Here is a 17,054-nt window from a genome sequence, read left to right as displayed (position 1 = left end):
GACTGCGTACCTTTTGTATAATGGGTCAGCGACTTATTTTCTGTGGCAAGGTTAACCGAATAGGGAAGCCGTAGCGAAAGCGAGTCTTAATAGGGCGTAAAGTCTTTAACGAGACAAAGAGTCGCAGTGAATAGACCCGAAACCGGGCGATCTATCCATGAGCAGGTTGAAGATCAGGTAACACTGATTGGAGGACCGAACCCACTGTCGTTGAAAAGCCAGGGGATGACTTGTGGATAGGAGTGAAAGGCTAATCAAGCCCGGAGATAGCTGGTTCTCCTCGAAAGCTATTTAGGTAGCGCCTCGTGTCTCACCATTGGGGGTAGAGCACTGTTTGGGCTAGGGGGNATTAATGATGTGTCGTTTAATGAAATTCTTGCTGAGACACTCTCAAGTAACTAACCGAAAGGTTATTGCTAATGTGTATGGCGATCTGAACATTCCTCGGAATGGATCAGATAAAGATCGTTAAAGGTAGTTATAGGATTTTTATAGCACTTTAAACATCGAATTTGGCAAAGAGTTTTTGCGTTTAGGCAAGGCGCAGGCTGAACGACCGAGGGAGCATACTTCACGTATGTGACTGACCGAGTTCTGACTGTAACGCAGCATAAACCAAAAAATCGAAGCCCAATTAGATCGTTTTGGGTTATATGGTCAAGTGACTAAGCGTACACGGTGGATGCCTTGGCAGTCAGAGGCGATGAAGGACGTGGTAATCTGCGAAAAGTCTTGGGGAGCCGATAAACAGGCCCTGATCCAGGAATGTCCGAATGGGGAAACCCACTCACACAAGTGAGTATCCTTTACCTGAATACATAGGGTTTAGGAGGCGAACCCGGGGAACTGAAACATCTAAGTACCCGGAGGAAAAGAAATCAATTGAGATTCCCCTAGTAGCGGCGAGCGAACGGGGATTAGCCCTTAAGCAATTTACGGCGTTAGTGGAAGGCTCTGGAAAGTGCCGCCATAGTGGGTGATAGCCCCGTACACGAAAACCCGTTTAGTGTGAAATCGAGTAGGTCGGGACACGAGAAATCTTGACTGAACCGTCTTCGGACAAGGGGGGACCATCCTCCAAGGCTAAATACTCCTGACTGACCGATAGTGAACCAGTACCGTGAGGGAAAGGCGAAAAGAACCCCGTTGAGGGGAGTGAAATAGATCCTGAAACCGTGTACGTACAAGCAGTGGGAGCAGAAACTCTCTTTTAAGAGAATGTTCTGTGACTGCGTACCTTTTGTATAATGGGTCAGCGACTTATTTTCTGTGGCAAGGTTAACCGAATAGGGAAGCCGTAGCGAAAGCGAGTCTTAATAGGGCGTAAAGTCTTTAACGAGACAAAGAGTCGCAGTGAATAGACCCGAAACCGGGCGATCTATCCATGAGCAGGTTGAAGATCAGGTAACACTGATTGGAGGACCGAACCCACTGTCGTTGAAAAGCCAGGGGATGACTTGTGGATAGGAGTGAAAGGCTAATCAAGCCCGGAGATAGCTGGTTCTCCTCGAAAGCTATTTAGGTAGCGCCTCGTGTCTCACCATTGGGGGTAGAGCACTGTTTGGGCTAGGGGGTCATCCTGACTTACCAACCCCATGCAAACTCCGAATACCAATGAGTGCAATCACGGGAGACACACGGCGGGTGCTAACGTCCGTCGTGGAAAGGGAAACAACCCAGACCGTCAGCTAAGGTCCCAAAGTAATAGTTAAGTGGGAAACGATGTGAGAAGGCCCAGACAGCCAGGAGGTTGGCTTAGAAGCAGCCACCCTTTAAAGAAAGCGTAATAGCTCACTGGTCGAGTCGGCTCGCGCGGAAGATGTAACGGGGCTCAAACTATTCACCGAAGCTACGGGTTCAACACTTTGTGTTGAGCGGTAGAGGAGCGTTCTGTAAGCCGTTGAAGGTCAACCGGGAGGTGGGCTGGAGGTATCAGAAGTGCGAATGCTGACATGAGTAACGATAAAGGGAGTGAGATCCTCCCTCGCCGGAAGACCAAGGGTTCCTGCGCAACGCTAATCGGCGCAGGGTGAGTCGGCCCCTAAGGTGAGGTCGAAAGACGTAATCGATGGGAAACAGGTTAATATTCCTGTACCCCTTTTGACTGCGATGGAGTGACGGAGAAGGCTAGGCCAGCCCGGTGATGGTTATCCGGGTTTAAGGTGGTAGGCAAGGGAATCAGGTAAATCCGGTTCCCTCTTTCAGAGAGAATGCCGAGAACTGATGACGAACTGACTACGGTCAGGAAGTGGTTGATGCCATGCTTCCAGGAAAAACTTCTAAGCTTCAGGTCAAAAGGGACCGTACCCGAAACCGACACAGGTGGTCAGGTAGAGAATACCAAGGCGCTTGAGAGAACTTGGGTGAAGGAACTAGGCAAAATGGCACCGTAACTTCGGGAGAAGGTGCGCCGCTATTGGTGATCGGACAGCTCTTTATGGGCTAATGCTCCGTAAGCTGATGGCGGTCGAAGATACCAGGTGGCTGCGACTGTTTATTAAAAACACAGCACTGTGCTAACACGTAAGTGGACGTATACGGTGTGACGCCTGCCCGGTGCCGGAAGGTTAATTGATGGGGTTATCTTCGGAAAAGCTCTTGATCGAAGCCCCGGTAAACGGCGGCCGTAACTATAACGGTCCTAAGGTAGCGAAATTCCTTGTCGGGTAAGTTCCGACCTGCACGAATGGCGTAACGATGGCCACGCTGTCTCCACCCAAGACTCAGTGAAATTGAAATCGCTGTTAAGATGCAGTGTATCCGCGGCTAGACGGAAAGACCCCGTGAACCTTTACTACAGCTTCACAGTGGATCTTGATGTTGCTTGTGTAGGATAGGTGGGAGGCTTTGAAGTGTGAACGCCAGTTTGCATGGAGCCAACCTTGAAATACCACCCTGGCAATATTGAGGTTCTAACTCAGGTCCCTGATCGGGATCGAGGACATTGTGTGGTGGGTAGTTTGACTGGGGCGGTCTCCTCCCAAAGAGTAACGGAGGAGCACGAAGGTTGGCTAAGCACGGTCGGACATCGTGCGGTTAGTGTAATGGTACAAGCCAGCTTGACTGCGAGACGTACATGTCGAGCAGGTACGAAAGTAGGTCATAGTGATCCGGTGGTTCTGAATGGAAGGGCCATCGCTCAACGGATAAAAGGTACTCCGGGGATAACAGGCTGATACCGCCCAAGAGTTCACATCGACGGCGGTGTTTGGCACCTCGATGTCGGCTCATCACATCCTGGGGCTGAAGCCGGTCCCAAGGGTATGGCTGTTCGCCATTTAAAGTGGTACGCGAGCTGGGTTTAGAACGTCGTGAGACAGTTCGGTCCCTATCTGCCGTGGACGTTGGAAGTTTGAGGAGAGCTGCTCCTAGTACGAGAGGACCGGAGTGGACGAACCACTGGTGTTCGGGTTGTGTCGCCAGACGCATTGCCCGGTAGCTACGTTCGGACGGGATAACCGCTGAAAGCATCTAAGCGGGAAGCCCCCTTCAAGATGAGACTTCCCTGAGCCCTGAGGCTCCATAAGAGACGTTGAAGACTACGACGTTGATAGGCTGGGTGTGTAAGCGTTGTGAGGCGTTGAGCTAACCAGTACTAATGACTCGAGAGGCTTGACCATATAACGCCAAAGCGATTTATGCAGCGAAGCTGCGGGTTTTAAAGTTTTAAGGCTGTAAAGCTTTAAGGTTTTAAGACAAGCCATACATAAAGAGTGTACAGCAAGAAAACAGCTGATTAAGTACAGGATTCCAGAATCGAGTTCAAAGCGAACTTTACAGCCTTACAGCTTTAAAGCCTTACAGCTTTTGAACCTTCGGTTCAAACCAGTTTTGCCTGGTGACTATAGAGTATTGGAACCACCTGATCCCATCCCGAACTCAGTAGTGAAACGATACATCGCCGATGGTAGTGTGGGGTTTCCCCATGTGAGAGTAGGTCATCGCTAGGCATTAATTTAAAAAACGCTGGAAGTGCTCCAGCGTTTTTGTTTCAAAGCAATCGATAAGACTTTGAAACAAACAGAATTTGTCTGATAGCCACAGAGTATTGGAACCACCCGATCCCATCCCGAACTCGGAAGTGAAACGATACATCGCCGATGGTAGTGTGGGGCTTCCCCATGTGAGAGTAGGTCACTGTCAGGCATTAAATATAAAACCCCAGCAAGGAAACTTGCTGGGGTTTTTTTATTGGTTTTTTGAAAACATAGCTAATAAAGCATAACGCCTGTGTGATGAGTCTTTGGGAATTGTTGTGTAGCACATTCTGTTGCTTATTTGTACATAGCATTGGTTTCAGAATGGCCAGAAGATATGCCATTCCTGATAAAAGTTTGGCCTAGACATTAAGACTGATTAGGTCGCTCCCCCTCTATTTACCTCCCGGCGATTCAAAAATTTGGATTGCTTTGTTATTCATATGAAAGCTACATTCCTTGATAAAATATTCAGTTTTCGTCGTTTTCTTTATTGAAGCATATATTCTTCGAGAGAAAAGTTGTTTCTAGAAAGTAGCACTGATGTAACGGCTTAAAATCTCGGTGATCTGAGAAGCTATAGAAATCAGTCACTGTAGGATTGTTGAATGGCGGAGAGATCTTATCTCAAAAGGGAAAATTGCTTTGGGCACAACAGATATAACATCATAAAAACTGTGTCGGGTTTTCAGAAAATACTGCCATGAAACTGAGGCCGCAAATCAATAAGCAAAAAAAAGTTCCGTAATACCATAGCTAATGACTGATCAGAGTTCATTGGAGCGAATCTTTATTCAAAATTTATCCAAGCTGTGTGGTTCAAACGGCTAGTTTGTAGAGGGTCTGTTTGTAATTTATCCGAAGTAGCAAAAAACATGAATACACAAGTTGATGCGAAGGTTGTTGAACCCACTTATGCCAATCCCGCTCCTCTGGGGCTGATGGGGTTTGGTATGACCACAGTATTATTGAATATTCATAATGCCGGTTTTTATCCCCTGGCAGCAATGGTTCTTGCAATGGGGCTTGCATATGGTGGTGCGGCCCAAGTGATAGCCGGTATTCTGGAGTTCAAGAAGGGGAATACTTTTGGGCTGACGGCCTTTACTTCCTATGGGTTGTTTTGGATTAGCCTGGTGCTGCTTATTGTTTTTCCTGAACAGGGAATTGGGGAGCCAACACCGGTAGGTTACATGGGTTGGTATTTGTTGCTCTGGGGTGTTTTTACAGCACTGATGTTCTTTGGCACTCTGAAAACCAATCGGGTGCTTCAGTTTGTATTTCTATCTTTGGCCGTACTTTTCTTTCTGTTGGCCGCCAGAGATTTCACAGGCTCAACAGAGATCGGGCATTTTGCAGGCTGGGAAGGTATTGTTTGTGGGGCGAGCGCTATCTACCTGGCAATGGCAGAAGTGATTAACGAACAGCTGGGAAGAACGGTATTGCCTATCGGAGAAGTCTGAGAAGGGGCAAAAGGTTTCGGTTTTTACCTGAAGTGCTATTTTTTTCTTGCAAGGAGGCCGGCTTTCCTTATAATCAGCCGCGTCTTCAGGGATGACATCTCTTCCCCGAAGCAAAGAAGTGGTGGGCGTAGCTCAGTTGGTAGAGCCCCGGATTGTGATTCCGGTGGTCGTGGGTTCGAACCCCATCGTCCACCCCACTTTTAAAAAGCCTGACTTTTAAGTCAGGCTTTTTTTTTGTATCTGCACTACCTGTTCATTATCTTCCTGTACTTCTGCTGATCTTCATACAGTTCAAGAAAAAACCTGTATTTTCTGTCGTAATATTCTTTAAGTGATGTATCTGGGTAAACGGTTTCTTTTTGATGACTCATGACTTGTATCGCGTCTTCTATGGAAGCGAACACTCCACATGCTACGGATGCTACCAAAGCACTTGACAGTAACATGCAATCAGGCTCTTGAGGCATTTTAGCTTGAATGCCTGCTATATTGACGTGTTCTTGTATAAACAGCGGATTCTTAGCCAGTCCTCCACAGGGGCGTAGCTCCGTAAAATGGTAACCATGCTGTGTAAGAAGCTCTATATTGTGTCTGGCACCCAATGCAATGGCTTGAATGCAAGCCAGGTATGTTAGCGCGAGGTTTTCGATGCTCTTATCAAGTTCCAATCCAATTACCATCTCTTTCAGGCTCATATCCATTTTGGGGCAGCGGTTACCAGCAAAATAAGGTAAAAGATGGATGTCGTGAGTTAACATGGATAGGCTCTGGCCTTTTTCAGCCATGCTTTTCAGTGTTTCGTTGAGGTAATGGGAAATGGTTTGCTGCCTTTCTACTGATTCATCTATGGCGATAGCGTGGGCAGGATGGCTGCTGACAATATGATCAATCAATGCGCCTGCCGCAGATTGCCCTACGATGTTGTGATAAATACCACCCAGAGCAGAAGGTATAGGTCCCCATGCCCCTTCTATCGTTTTTGCCGATTGGCTGCTGGCTATATAAATGGTCGAAGTACCTACCACTATACTGAGCCTGTTTTCTATAGGAACGGGGTTAGACTTTGCTTGTAAGGGATCCAGTGATGCCAGACTGCCGCCTAAGCCATCAACAATGCCGGTAGCTATGGGAGTTCCAACGGGCAGTTCCATAGCGCTGGCTGAGGATGGATTCAAGCCACCAGGAATGGGTGCTCCTATAGGAAGCATTGTGCCTTGTCTTATTTCAGGCTTATAAACATCCAGTGTCTTTAGAATGTCTATCGAGTCCTGCATAACCATTGAGTATGAGGTTCTGGTCAGCTTTCCACTGGGCTTCCAGCAAAGGAAATCATAAAGGTCAAGAATTAAACCGCATTGCGACCAGAGATCAGGGTGCGTTTGCTTAAGCCAAAGTATTTCCTGATTACCACTGTGCCTCAGCTATCTTGAGGAGTCTTTCTGGTATAGGGCACGTTCGTGCAGCTATATAACTCAAGCGGGATAGCATGGCTTTCATATCGTATCGTCGATTAAACCGGTAGCAGAACTCTGCAAGGTATCGTGGTAGGTGCTTCGGATTGATGCTGTGGTAGCTACCCTTAAGTGAATTCTTAACGTTACCAATCATCGTATTAACCCAGGTAAACAGCTCGTTGGTGACCGATTCGTGGCCGCCACCTGTCACGATAGCTGTGTGCTGATGCCCCGTATCAGCAATGCCTTTGAAGGCTCCCAGACCATCACTGACTACTCAGCAAGGGCTACCGGCGAGGTGTTTCTGTGCCCACAGCTCCAGCTCTTTCTTACGAAAGCGGGTGACCATACTGAGTCGCATGTACTGTGGGTGCCCGTCATCGTTTGTCTGTACTGCTGCCACAAAGGGATGCTTGTTTTCTGAGCCTTGACTGCGTTTGCCGCCATGCTTTTCACCTCCCCAATAGGCATCATCGATTTGTACATCATCTGTGAGTGGATGGCTGTCGTCACGCTCTTTCATCACTTGCATGAGCTTATGTTTCAAGCGCCATGAAGCGTTGTAAGAGATGCCCAGCTGGCGTGACAATTCCAAGGCAGAGATTCCATTTTTGGTCTGTGTCATGAGAAACATGGCCAGAAACCAGGTTTTGAAAGAGAGCTTGGTCGATTCCATGATGGTGCCAGTGGTCAGAGAAGTCTGGTGATGACAGCGATTGCACTGGTACAGTTCACGAGTCTTGAGAACACAATGTTCTTTTGACTTGCACATTGGACACTCAAACCCGGTAGGCCAGCGCCACTGAAAGAACTGATCCCGACATTTCGATTCTTCATTATAAAGTTCGAAAAACTGAATCAGACTCAACCCTTACTGAAACTGAATCTTATTCTTGGCCATGACACACCTCATACAGGCCGGAAACCATTGTCGTCAGTTTAGACGGTTATCTGGTTTTTAGTGGGCTTAGGTAAGGTGGTAATCAGGAAGTATTTTGGAAAGGCTCATTTCAGGTATCTGTTTGCTTGGCAGATCCTGATGTGTGTGCGACTTGAACCGTTCATTAATGATCACAGACTGCGGCTGTGCACGGTGGTCCATCCAGCCAAGAATATTGGCTTCGGGGTTGCCGGGTAGATGGAGTGGTTTTAGCGAATGGTTGAGTAAAACCTGAGACGCCGTGGCATCAATACCTATGGCCAGGGTGCGAACAGGCTCAGGGTGTTGGGAAATCAGTTGTTTGACGGAAAGAATAGGGCTGTTAAAGATATTATCAGACGATTGTTCCATCCTACCCGAGGACTGCCATAACCTAAGAGGGTGGATATCAATGGCCAGTATATGGCAGAAAGGGGTAACCAGAGCAGATCGTAAGCTGGCTGTTCCTACATCAATACTGAGTAGAACTTCTTGCATCGTGAGACCCCCAATAACAATTGTTCATAGTGCAAACGTTTTTCTGCTGCAAAATAGCCATGAGAAAAAATATTTTTCTCTACCCTCGAATACGAAAAATGAGAAAGCAAAATATTCTTTACGGTAAATAAAAGGATAATATTAGACGAGTAAATCGGCTGGTTTTGGAGAGTAAAACGTATGTACATGGATTCAGTGATTGGGCATCGTGGAGTGGCGGCACTGGCTCCTGAAAATACATTAGCAGGTATACAAAAAGCTGCAGATCTCGGGCTGAAGTGGATAGAGCTGGATGTCACCCTGTTAGGTGATGGCTCAGCTGTGCTGTTTCATGACCCGAAAATGGATCGAACTACATCGGGACAAGGTCATCTTAAGAAAAAGAGTCTGGATCAGGTAGGGGAGCTGGACGCTGGGAGCTGGTTCTCTGAAGCATTCAAAGAAGAGAAGGTTCCGACCTTGATTGAAGCCCTGATGCTGATCAAACAGTTGAAGCTGGGGTTGAATCTTGAGTTAAAACCTAATCGTTGTGATTTAAAACTTCTGGTTGAAAAGGTGGTTGCAGCACTGGAAGCGGCGAGTTTTCCCGAAGAGCAGTTGCTGGTTTCCAGTTTTAATCATAAAGCACTGGTTTTGTATCGGGCGAGGGCTGCTAGCCGGATTGGGTGTCTGTTTGAATCCTTACCACGAAACTGGAAACATAAAGCCAGACAAGTAGGTGCAACAACCATTCATGTAAATGCTAAAAAACTGAAAGAGGAAAAGGCTGGTGAAGTGAGTAAGGCTGGGTACGAGTTGTATTGTTATACCGTTAATGACAAAGCACTGGCCAGTCAGTTGAAGAGCTGGGGCGTTTGTGGGGTTTTTACGGATAACCCGGGTGTTCTGGAGTAACAAGGTGTCTCCTGACACCCTGTTGGATTATCGGGTCAATGCTCTTCGTCCACTTCTCTCAGGTATTTGAACAGTTTTCTGGAAGCAGCAGGCGATTTCTCCTGTTTTGCTTCTTTCTGAGCGTTACGCACCAGCTGACGGATATGCTGATGATCGGCTGAAGGATATTTTTCCAGGTATTCTGTCAAAACATCATGGCCTTCGTTAATCAGGCGATCCCGCCAGCGTTCCAGCTGGTGAAAACGACGATTGTACTCTTCGCTGTTAGAATCGAGGCTGTCGAGAAATTTCTGAATGGGCTCCAGATCCTGATCTCGCATCAGCTTGCCAATGAAACCTAAATGCCGCTTGCGGGCATTGTAGCTTTTTATGCGTTTACTTTCATCGAGCGCTTCCCTGAGTCTGTCATTCAGGGGCAGCTTATCCAGCATGACTGGCTTCATTTCCATCAAGCGGGAGCCAATAGCTTTGAGCTCATCCATATCGCGCTTGAGCTCAGATTTGCTGACAAAAATAATTTCTTCAGCGTCATCTTCAAATTCGTAGGGGTCTTGATCTGACATGATTGGGGTCTATTCAAAGAGATGCTGCCATTTTACTCCAGTTAAGATCATTCAGCCATGAGTGGCGTAGAGTCTTCGTTCTTGCTAAATAATGAGGCGATTCTTTCAAGGCAGTACTTTCATGGTAAATCGTTTGTTTTTTTATGACTGTGCACGGCACAATAGGATATACACGAATAATTCTGGAAGGCAGGAAGTTCATGGGTGATAAAACCAAGGCTGTACTTGATCCCCGCTCTGAAGAGGGCCGTTTGAAGACCCTCGTCAGTGATATTCTGGATGAGGCTCGTCGCCAGGGGGCTGATGCTTGTGAAGTGGGTGTTAGCCTGGATGCAGGGCTTTCGGTCGGTGTTCGGATGGGGGATGTAGAGACGGTCGAGTTTAACCGGGATCAAGGGTTTGGTATCACCGTTTATCAGGGCAGGAAAAAAGGTTCTGCCAGTACTTCTGACAGTACGCCCGAAGCTATTAGAGAAACCGTAAAGGCTGCCTGTGATATCGCAGGGTATGCTTCCGATGACCCCTGTGCAGGTCTTGCAGATGCTGAACTGATGGCAACTGAACTGCCTGATTTGGATCTTTATCATCCTTGGGGCGTCGATGCAGAAGAAGCCATAGAGTTGGCTTTAAAATGTGAAGACGCAGGTAGAACGTTTAGCAACAAGATCAAGAATTCAGACGGTGCTAATGTCGGTACACACCAAGGTTGTCGTGTTTACGGCAACAGTCATGGTTTTATGGGCAGTTATATTTCCAGTCGTCATAGTCTCAGTTGTGTCCTGATCGGTGAGCAATCCGGTGATATGCAGAGAGATTATTGGTACACCGTCGCTCGTGATGGTAATGATCTGGAGTCTGCATCAGAGGTGGGCCGCAAGGCGGCTGAAAGAACAGTTGAGCGTCTCGGTGCCAGAAAAGTGCCCACAGGCCAGGTACCGGTTCTGTTTTCACCTGAAGTGGCTTCAGGTCTTGTTTCGCACCTTCTTGGAGCGATCAGTGGTGGTAGTTTGTATCGACAGGCTTCATTCTTGCTCGATCACCTGGGGAAGCAGATCTTTCCAGATTGGGTGCGTATCCATGAACAACCACATTTGAAGAAAGCCCTGGGGTCAGCCAGTTTTGATAATGATGGTCTTGCGACCCGGTCCAAGGACTTTATCTCTGAAGGGATTTTGACCCACTATCTCCTGGGCACTTATTCAGCCCGTAAGCTGGGGATGGAGAGCACAGCCAATTCAGGAGGTGTAAATAATCTATTTTTGGATAGCAATGCCGATGGTAAGGAAGAGCTGCTTAAACAGATGGGAACAGGTCTTCTGGTCACTGAATTGATGGGGCAGGGGGTCAATACTGTAACGGGTGATTACTCCAGAGGAGCAGGTGGTTACTGGGTCGAAAATGGCATAATCCAGTACCCGGTTTCAGAAGTGACTATTGCAGGCTCTCTTAAGGATATGTTTATGAATATTGTTGCCGCAGGTAATGATTACGATCGAAGAGGCAATATTCAGACAGGCTCTGTTCTGATCAGTGAGATGACTCTGGCTGGGAAATAATGCCCATGTATTTATGAGGCATATCCTGGATATGCCTCATACTGTTTTTAAAATGCTGTTGTTTTTCGGCCCCTTTTCTTCTATTTAAATTCAACTGTATCCCACTCTTTAGGCCAGTGCCAAAGCTGATAAATGAAAGAAGTATTGGAAGGGTTTAAATAAAGTATCTCATACTTGGACAAATCCAGTTCTTCCAGAAATGAATCTCTGGGTGCAAGCATCATTTTATTATTGAAGTTTGATACCAGCTTCTTTTCATCGATGTAAAGTTTGTTCTCATTGATAAACTCGTTACCTGCCTGAGTTGCTCTTAATGAGTCACTGGCCTGGTGCCAGCTGTTGTAGTTATGCTGGTTGATTGAGTTTTCTATCGCTATAAGCGCATTTTTTATTTGAACCAGTTCTTTAATAGAGCTGACATTCAGTAATGAGAATAAATAATTAATCAAATCAGGGTTGCTTTCAGCAATAGCGCTGTTGATCATATCGGAAAAAAAGTGTTGTGAGAGAAGCTCCTGAAGGGTGTCTGGAGAGCTGCCTAAAACAGGGTTGTAGAAAACAATGCTCTGCTCTTCTGACAAAGTAAATCTGGCTGCAGAGTGCCAAAGTGTGGCATTCTTTTTTTCGAACATTCGTCCCCAGCAACGATGATTAAAGTGCGGTAGGGCCTGTTGAGGAAAATTGTGTTGCTTCAGCTGAGCTAGTTGCAATACATGAGAGAAGTAGCCATGAACAAACTGCCCGCCCAGAATGTCGTAATCAAAAAAACCACCACTGCTGGCATATACGTCGGCTATTTCAGGCTCGATATGACCAACAAAGACAGGGAGAGGGTATCGATGCCAGTCTCTGAAGACAGAGCGATGGATGACATAGATCAGTTGTTCTGTAATATCTCTGGAAATATTGGGTGTGCTTTTTCGTTGCTCCAGACTTAATGAAACACCGGACTCTTTGGTCTCTGCCTCGGTTTCTACGGGAAGTCTTACATATCTGGGCGAAGTGATGTTTAAGTCATTCATCCAATCCGAAAAGGCTGTACTGATGATTGAGGTAGAATCTCTCTCTTCTGAACTCACGGCATAAACCGGATACAGATAAGTGAGTTCATGGGTATTGCTTAAAAAGAGTGGCGTGAAATGTGTATGATCATAGAGTCGTACCAGGTTTTGACCCAGCCTGGCTAGTAAAGGTAAATATTTCCTGACATCAGAAACGGCTATCACCCAGTCTTTAAAATGTTTTCTGCCAACTTCTTGTACGATATCTTCGCAGGCTTCAACATGCCCCTGGAATGCTTTGGAAAAGTAAGCTGCAGCCATCGGGTCAGACGTTTTTTCAGGAAATAACAAGGGCAGAAGCTTTGTGTAGTAAAAAAGTCTGTTCGCCGGGTTACGCAAGCTGATGAAGAGTTGATCTGGTTTTAAAAAATCTTCGCGATAAGCAGGGAGCTCTGATGAATTGGCACACTCTTCAGTATTGGTAACACAGGCAGATTTAAGGAACTGATTCAGAGTCTGGTTGAGCTTTTTATATCGATCCGAGTCTATTTCCAAAAGTTTGTAGGGTTTGGTTTGATTATCGTATATGTAATCAATAGTAACCATTTCTGAAACAGCAGAAAGAGAGATCAGAGCCAATATCAAACTCAGCAATAAGTTTCTGAAATAATGCATTTTTTTATTTTTTGCCTGGGCTTTAGATGAGGTTGTAAAGTGGCTTTGAGTATATAAGCACGATAAAGTTCAAAATGAATATAAATTATTGTTTGTATAATGGGCTGTAGAATTCTTACAAATACGAAGAAGGGGCGGGATAGTTAATTTAGGGAGCTGACACGTTACTAGGAGGCTGACCGAGAATAGACAGCCCGGCCTAAAATCCAGAAAGAACGGCCATCTTTTCCACTGAATTTGCTTAAATAGGTCAACTATTCGCACAAATTCAGTAAAAAAGCTGACTCGTTCTACTGAATTTTATGCTCGGACGCTATTCTCGGTCAGCCTCCTAGCTATAAAATAGAGTCGCCAAACCAAGAAAAGAAAGGAAGCCGACCACGTCAGAAACGGTAGTTAGTATTATGGTACCAGCTAAGGCGGGATCGATTTTCATAGACTTGAGAATCACTGGCAGACTGGCACCGACGATAACCGCTGTACTGAGATTAATAACCATTGCACAGGCGATGACCATTGAAATAATAGGGTCGCGAAACCATAAATATGCGATCAGCGAAACCAGTGCTGCCCAGAGTATGCCATTGAGAAACCCTGCCATTAGCTCACGACTGAGCAACCATTTCAGGTTGGTTCGACTGATCTGGCCAAGAGCCATCCCTCGTATCACGAGCGTTAGAGCCTGGCCGCCAGCGTTGCCGCCCATTCCTGCAACAATAGGCATGAGCACGGCTAATGCGACCACTTTGTCTATAGTCGCTTGAAACATGCCTATTACTGAAGCCGCTATAAATGCAGTAATAAGGTTGATGCCCAGCCAGACCGCGCGTCGACGGGCTGTTTTTAATGCAGGGGCAAAGGTGTCTTCATCATCATCCAGACCTGCCATGCTCATCATTGAGTGTTCGGCTTCTTCCCGGATAACATCGACAACGTCATCAATTGTAATACGCCCCAGTAACTGGCCATTTTCTGAAATGACGGGAGCGGATACCAGGTCTCGCCGTTCAAATACCTGGGCTACCTGACTGTCTTCCATGTCGGCTGCAATAGGTTTCAGGTCAGTTTGCATCACTTCAAAGACGGTTGCTGAGGGGTCCGTGGTCAGAAGCACTGATAAAGGCAGCGCACCAATGTATTCGTCCCTGCGGTTGACGACAAAAAGACTATCCGTCATTTCAGGTATATCCTGATGCCGCCTTAGATATCGCAGAACTACATCAAGGGTACTGCTAGGACGGATCGTGATGACATCGGTATTCATCAGGCCGCCAGCAGTATCTTCAGGATAAGAAAGGACTACTTCAACCCGTTGCCTATCCTGACTGTCCATAGAGTCCAGCACTTTACGGGTGATAGTGCCAGGCAGCTGTTGAAGGAGGTCAGCAATGTCATCGACATCCTGCCCTTCTGTAATGGCTTTCAGTTCGGCGACATTCATTCTGTCCAGGAAAAACTGCCGAACCTCATCACTCAGTTCCTGTAAAACATCGCCTTCCATCTCTCGATCGATGAGGCGCCAGAGCAGGCTTCGAAGTTTAGGGGGAGAGGATTCAAGCAAATGAGCTGCATCAGGGGCTGGGAGGCCGTTCAGCATACGCCTGAGTTCAGGAGAAACACCGTGCTCCAGGGCTTCATTAAGTTCCTGAAATGCCTTGTCTCCGATACTCAGTTGTAGCTGTTGTACCATAGATGCGTGCCCGGTTTTTTCGGCAGAAGTATCTGAGTATCGACCTTCTGTTCTGGAAACAATCAAGTCTGCATAGTCAGACTCAGGAAGTTGGTATGCAATGGTTCATTGTCTGTTTGCTTTCAGTTTAAAGGGTTTTCACAATCAGCCAAGACTGTGTGAGTTACCAGTATAAACTGAGATTGAATGTAGAGAAGGCTGGCTATTCACCTTCTTCAAAAAAATCATTGATCAGATTGCACAGAGCGGTACAGGCTTCTTCTTCATCATGGCCTTCGAAGGCTAAATCAAGGACAGAGCCTTTTCCTGCAGCCAACATCATCACTGCCATAATGCTTTTACCATCCACTTCCCGGCCATTGAAACTGACTTTTACTTGGCTGGCAAAAGCAGAAGTGGTGGAAACGAATTTGGATGCCGCACGTGCGTGTAGGCCGAGTTTATTAATTATGGTGATCTGCTTCTGGATCATTATTTGGAAAGCTCCCGATGCCTGACCTGTACACAGTCAAAACGCTCTTTGAGCCATTCGCCCAGTCGTTCGCTGACAAATACAGAACGGTGTTGTCCTCCAGTACATCCGATCGCTATGGTCAGATAACTGCGTTGCCCGGATTCAAACCGTGGTAACCATTTTTCCACGAATGAGCTGAGGTCTTCAAACATCTCGTCGACCATGGGTTCTGCTGACAGAAAGTCTTTAACAGGTTGATCCTGACCGGTATAGGGTCTCAGGGCTTCAACCCAGAAAGGATTAGGCAGGCAGCGAACATCAAATACGTAGTCGGCATCCACTGGCATGCCGTGTTTGAAACCAAAAGACTGAATCATCAGCGTCATGCTTTTGCTGTTGGAGCCACAGACCCGCTGACGAATTTGCTCTCGGATTTCATGAACGGACAGAGGAGAGGTGTCTAGCCTGATATCCGCTTCTTCGGCCAGAGGCGCCAATAGTTTCTTTTCCAGATTAATCGCTTCAGCCAGGGATACGTCATCATTGCTAAGAGGGTGGCGACGCCGCGTTGAGCTGTATCGTTTCATCAAGCTGTCGCCGTCTGCATCCAGAAAGACAACCTGGCACTCTACGCCTTGTTTTTTCAATTTATCCAATAGTTTTGGAAAGCGTTCCAGGGCGCCTGGTACATTACGGACATCCAGGCTGACTGCCATGCGAGGTGGTTCGCCCAGACTGCTCTTGAGATTGGTAGGCAGATCATTGAGCATGCTGGCGGGCAGGTTGTCTACACAGTAAAAACCTTCATCTTCCAGAGCGTGCAGGGCAGAGCTTTTTCCAGAGCCCGAACGTCCACTGATAATGATCAACTTCATGGTGTGTCCTTCCCGATTGTTTGACCGTGTAAACAGGTTGCCTGATTGTTTTTCATAATGGTGGCTGAGCTGAATCTGGTTTGCGTCGTGTTTTAATGACTGATATTGCCTGTTGGATACCTTTTAAGGTCGGCTATACCCATCGCCTTTCAAGATGCTACGTTGTTGCCAGCGTTCGCTCACCCTGATCACTTACTATTTGTAGGCTCACAGGGCTTCTTGTAGGCTCACAGGGCTTCGCTCACTTGTCGCCTAGTAGCATCTTGAAATCCAATGGGTATATATCGGTCATATTCTGACTCATGGGTATGCAGGATTATGGAAACTCCTGAACAGGCTTCTCACCTGATTCCGAGTGAGGCAAGTCTATCAAAACCCAATGAGATTAGAACCAGTCGCTTTCTTTTATTTCAAGCATAGTCCGGATCTGTCTATCGCATGCAGTTTTGACGGAGAAATATAGGTTGAGGTGTTGAACGGGTAGGGATAAAAAAGAGGTTTTACAGAGTGGAAAACATTTTGCCTGTCCCTGTTGTCAGAGGAACCTGCAAAATGTTTTTCACCTGCTTCCATTAGACAGGGCGACAGATGATGCTGTAAAGGGCTTGGGGGGTTTCTGCAGCCCGCATCTGGCTCAGTAAAACTTCTGAATGAAAGCGTTCAGCCAGAGCCTGCAGTATGTTCAAGTGCTCCTGAGTATTTTCTTCCGGGACTATGAGTGCAAACACGAGGTCTACAGGCTGCTTGTCCACAGAATCAAAGTCGATCGGTTCAGACAGCTTGATCAGAAGTCCGGTCGGATGCTGACAAGCACTGGAGCGACAGTGAGGCAGGGCAATACCTTTGCCTAACCCGGTAGTACCGAGTCGCTCTCTGTTGATCAGACTGTTAAATAGATCCTTGGTGTTTATAGCGGGAACATGTTCACTGATGATTTCCGCGATGGTTTCCAGGACTTTCTTTTTACTGGCCCCCTGCACACCGCAAAGGGTGCGCCCGGGGGTAAGGATGTTTTCGATAATCATACAGCGATTG

The 17,054-nt window shown here is 46.8% G+C and carries 11 protein-coding genes, 1 tRNA gene, 3 rRNA genes and 1 pseudogene; 7 read left to right on the top strand and 9 right to left on the bottom strand.

Features of this window, described 5'->3' with window-relative positions; genetic code table 11:
* Nucleotides 1-655: 655 nt before the first annotated feature.
* From GZ78_RS03055 to GZ78_RS03035, 5 genes are all read left to right on the top strand, one after another.
* Nucleotides 656-3,620 (top strand): 23S ribosomal RNA (locus tag GZ78_RS03055).
* Between the two features lie 214 nt (nucleotides 3,621-3,834).
* Nucleotides 3,835-3,950, top strand: a 5S ribosomal RNA gene (gene rrf, locus GZ78_RS03050).
* 80 nt (nucleotides 3,951-4,030) lie between these two features.
* Nucleotides 4,031-4,146 (top strand): 5S ribosomal RNA (rrf, locus tag GZ78_RS03045).
* 706 nt (nucleotides 4,147-4,852) lie between these two features.
* Nucleotides 4,853-5,440, top strand: a complete 588-nt coding sequence (locus tag GZ78_RS03040; protein WP_034832683.1) for an acetate uptake transporter — start codon at nucleotides 4,853-4,855, stop codon at nucleotides 5,438-5,440.
* 121 nt (nucleotides 5,441-5,561) lie between these two features.
* Nucleotides 5,562-5,637 (top strand) — tRNA-His (locus GZ78_RS03035).
* Between the two features lie 48 nt (nucleotides 5,638-5,685).
* Here GZ78_RS03035 and GZ78_RS03030 read toward each other — a convergent pair.
* The 3 genes and pseudogenes from GZ78_RS03030 to GZ78_RS03020 all read right to left on the bottom strand — a co-directional run bounded on the left by GZ78_RS03030 (nucleotide 5,686) and on the right by GZ78_RS03020 (nucleotide 8,311).
* Nucleotides 5,686-6,720 (bottom strand): FGGY-family carbohydrate kinase, encoded by a 1,035-nt coding sequence (locus GZ78_RS03030; protein ID WP_051785760.1) that lies wholly within the window; start codon nucleotides 6,718-6,720, stop codon nucleotides 5,686-5,688.
* A 124-nt stretch (nucleotides 6,721-6,844) separates the two neighbouring features.
* Nucleotides 6,845-7,762 (bottom strand): annotated as a pseudogene (locus GZ78_RS03025) (IS1595 family transposase).
* A gap of 99 nt (nucleotides 7,763-7,861) precedes the next feature.
* A complete protein-coding gene (locus GZ78_RS03020) occupies nucleotides 7,862-8,311 on the bottom strand; it encodes an acetate and sugar kinases/Hsc70/actin family protein (protein WP_034832682.1) in 450 nt (149 codons plus the stop codon).
* 180 nt (nucleotides 8,312-8,491) lie between these two features.
* Between GZ78_RS03020 and GZ78_RS03015 the strand changes: the two genes are divergently transcribed.
* On the top strand, nucleotides 8,492-9,205 hold the full coding sequence (locus GZ78_RS03015; RefSeq protein ID WP_034832679.1) for a glycerophosphoryl diester phosphodiesterase: 714 nt from the start codon (nucleotides 8,492-8,494) through the stop codon (nucleotides 9,203-9,205).
* Between the two features lie 35 nt (nucleotides 9,206-9,240).
* Here the strand turns inward: GZ78_RS03015 and yjgA are convergent, their stop codons facing one another.
* The gene (gene yjgA / locus GZ78_RS03010; protein ID WP_034832678.1) at nucleotides 9,241-9,768 is read right to left on the bottom strand and encodes a ribosome biogenesis factor YjgA; all 528 of its coding nucleotides are present in this window, start codon (nucleotides 9,766-9,768) and stop codon (nucleotides 9,241-9,243) included.
* Between the two features lie 200 nt (nucleotides 9,769-9,968).
* Between yjgA and pmbA the strand changes: the two genes are divergently transcribed.
* Nucleotides 9,969-11,324 (top strand): metalloprotease PmbA, encoded by a 1,356-nt coding sequence (gene pmbA / locus GZ78_RS03005; protein ID WP_034832676.1) that lies wholly within the window; start codon nucleotides 9,969-9,971, stop codon nucleotides 11,322-11,324.
* An 80-nt stretch (nucleotides 11,325-11,404) separates the two neighbouring features.
* Here the strand turns inward: pmbA and GZ78_RS03000 are convergent, their stop codons facing one another.
* The 5 genes from GZ78_RS03000 to GZ78_RS02980 form a co-directional block, all read right to left on the bottom strand.
* Nucleotides 11,405-12,979: a hypothetical protein gene (locus GZ78_RS03000; protein WP_152558520.1), complete on the bottom strand. Its 1,575-nt coding sequence runs from the start codon at nucleotides 12,977-12,979 to the stop codon at nucleotides 11,405-11,407.
* A gap of 352 nt (nucleotides 12,980-13,331) precedes the next feature.
* A complete protein-coding gene (gene mgtE, locus GZ78_RS02995) occupies nucleotides 13,332-14,690 on the bottom strand; it encodes a magnesium transporter (RefSeq protein ID WP_034834073.1) in 1,359 nt (452 codons plus the stop codon).
* Nucleotides 14,691-14,892: 202 nt separating this feature from the next.
* Nucleotides 14,893-15,162: an HPr family phosphocarrier protein gene (locus tag GZ78_RS02990; protein WP_034832672.1), complete on the bottom strand. Its 270-nt coding sequence runs from the start codon at nucleotides 15,160-15,162 to the stop codon at nucleotides 14,893-14,895.
* Nucleotides 15,162-16,019, bottom strand: coding sequence for an RNase adapter RapZ (gene rapZ / locus GZ78_RS02985; protein ID WP_034832670.1), 858 nt, complete (start codon nucleotides 16,017-16,019; stop codon nucleotides 15,162-15,164). The genes GZ78_RS02990 and rapZ overlap by 1 nt, the downstream gene beginning before the upstream one ends.
* Nucleotides 16,020-16,591: 572 nt before the next feature.
* On the bottom strand, nucleotides 16,592-17,044 hold the full coding sequence (locus GZ78_RS02980; protein ID WP_034832668.1) for a PTS sugar transporter subunit IIA: 453 nt from the start codon (nucleotides 17,042-17,044) through the stop codon (nucleotides 16,592-16,594).
* Between the last annotated feature and the right edge of the window lie 10 nt (nucleotides 17,045-17,054).

The sequence above is a fragment of the Endozoicomonas numazuensis genome (assembly GCF_000722635.1).
GTDB classification, from domain to species: domain Bacteria; phylum Pseudomonadota; class Gammaproteobacteria; order Pseudomonadales; family Endozoicomonadaceae; genus Endozoicomonas_A; species Endozoicomonas_A numazuensis.
The sequence above is the reverse complement of the archived record's forward strand: the minus strand, read 5'-3'. Positions and strand labels throughout refer to the sequence as shown.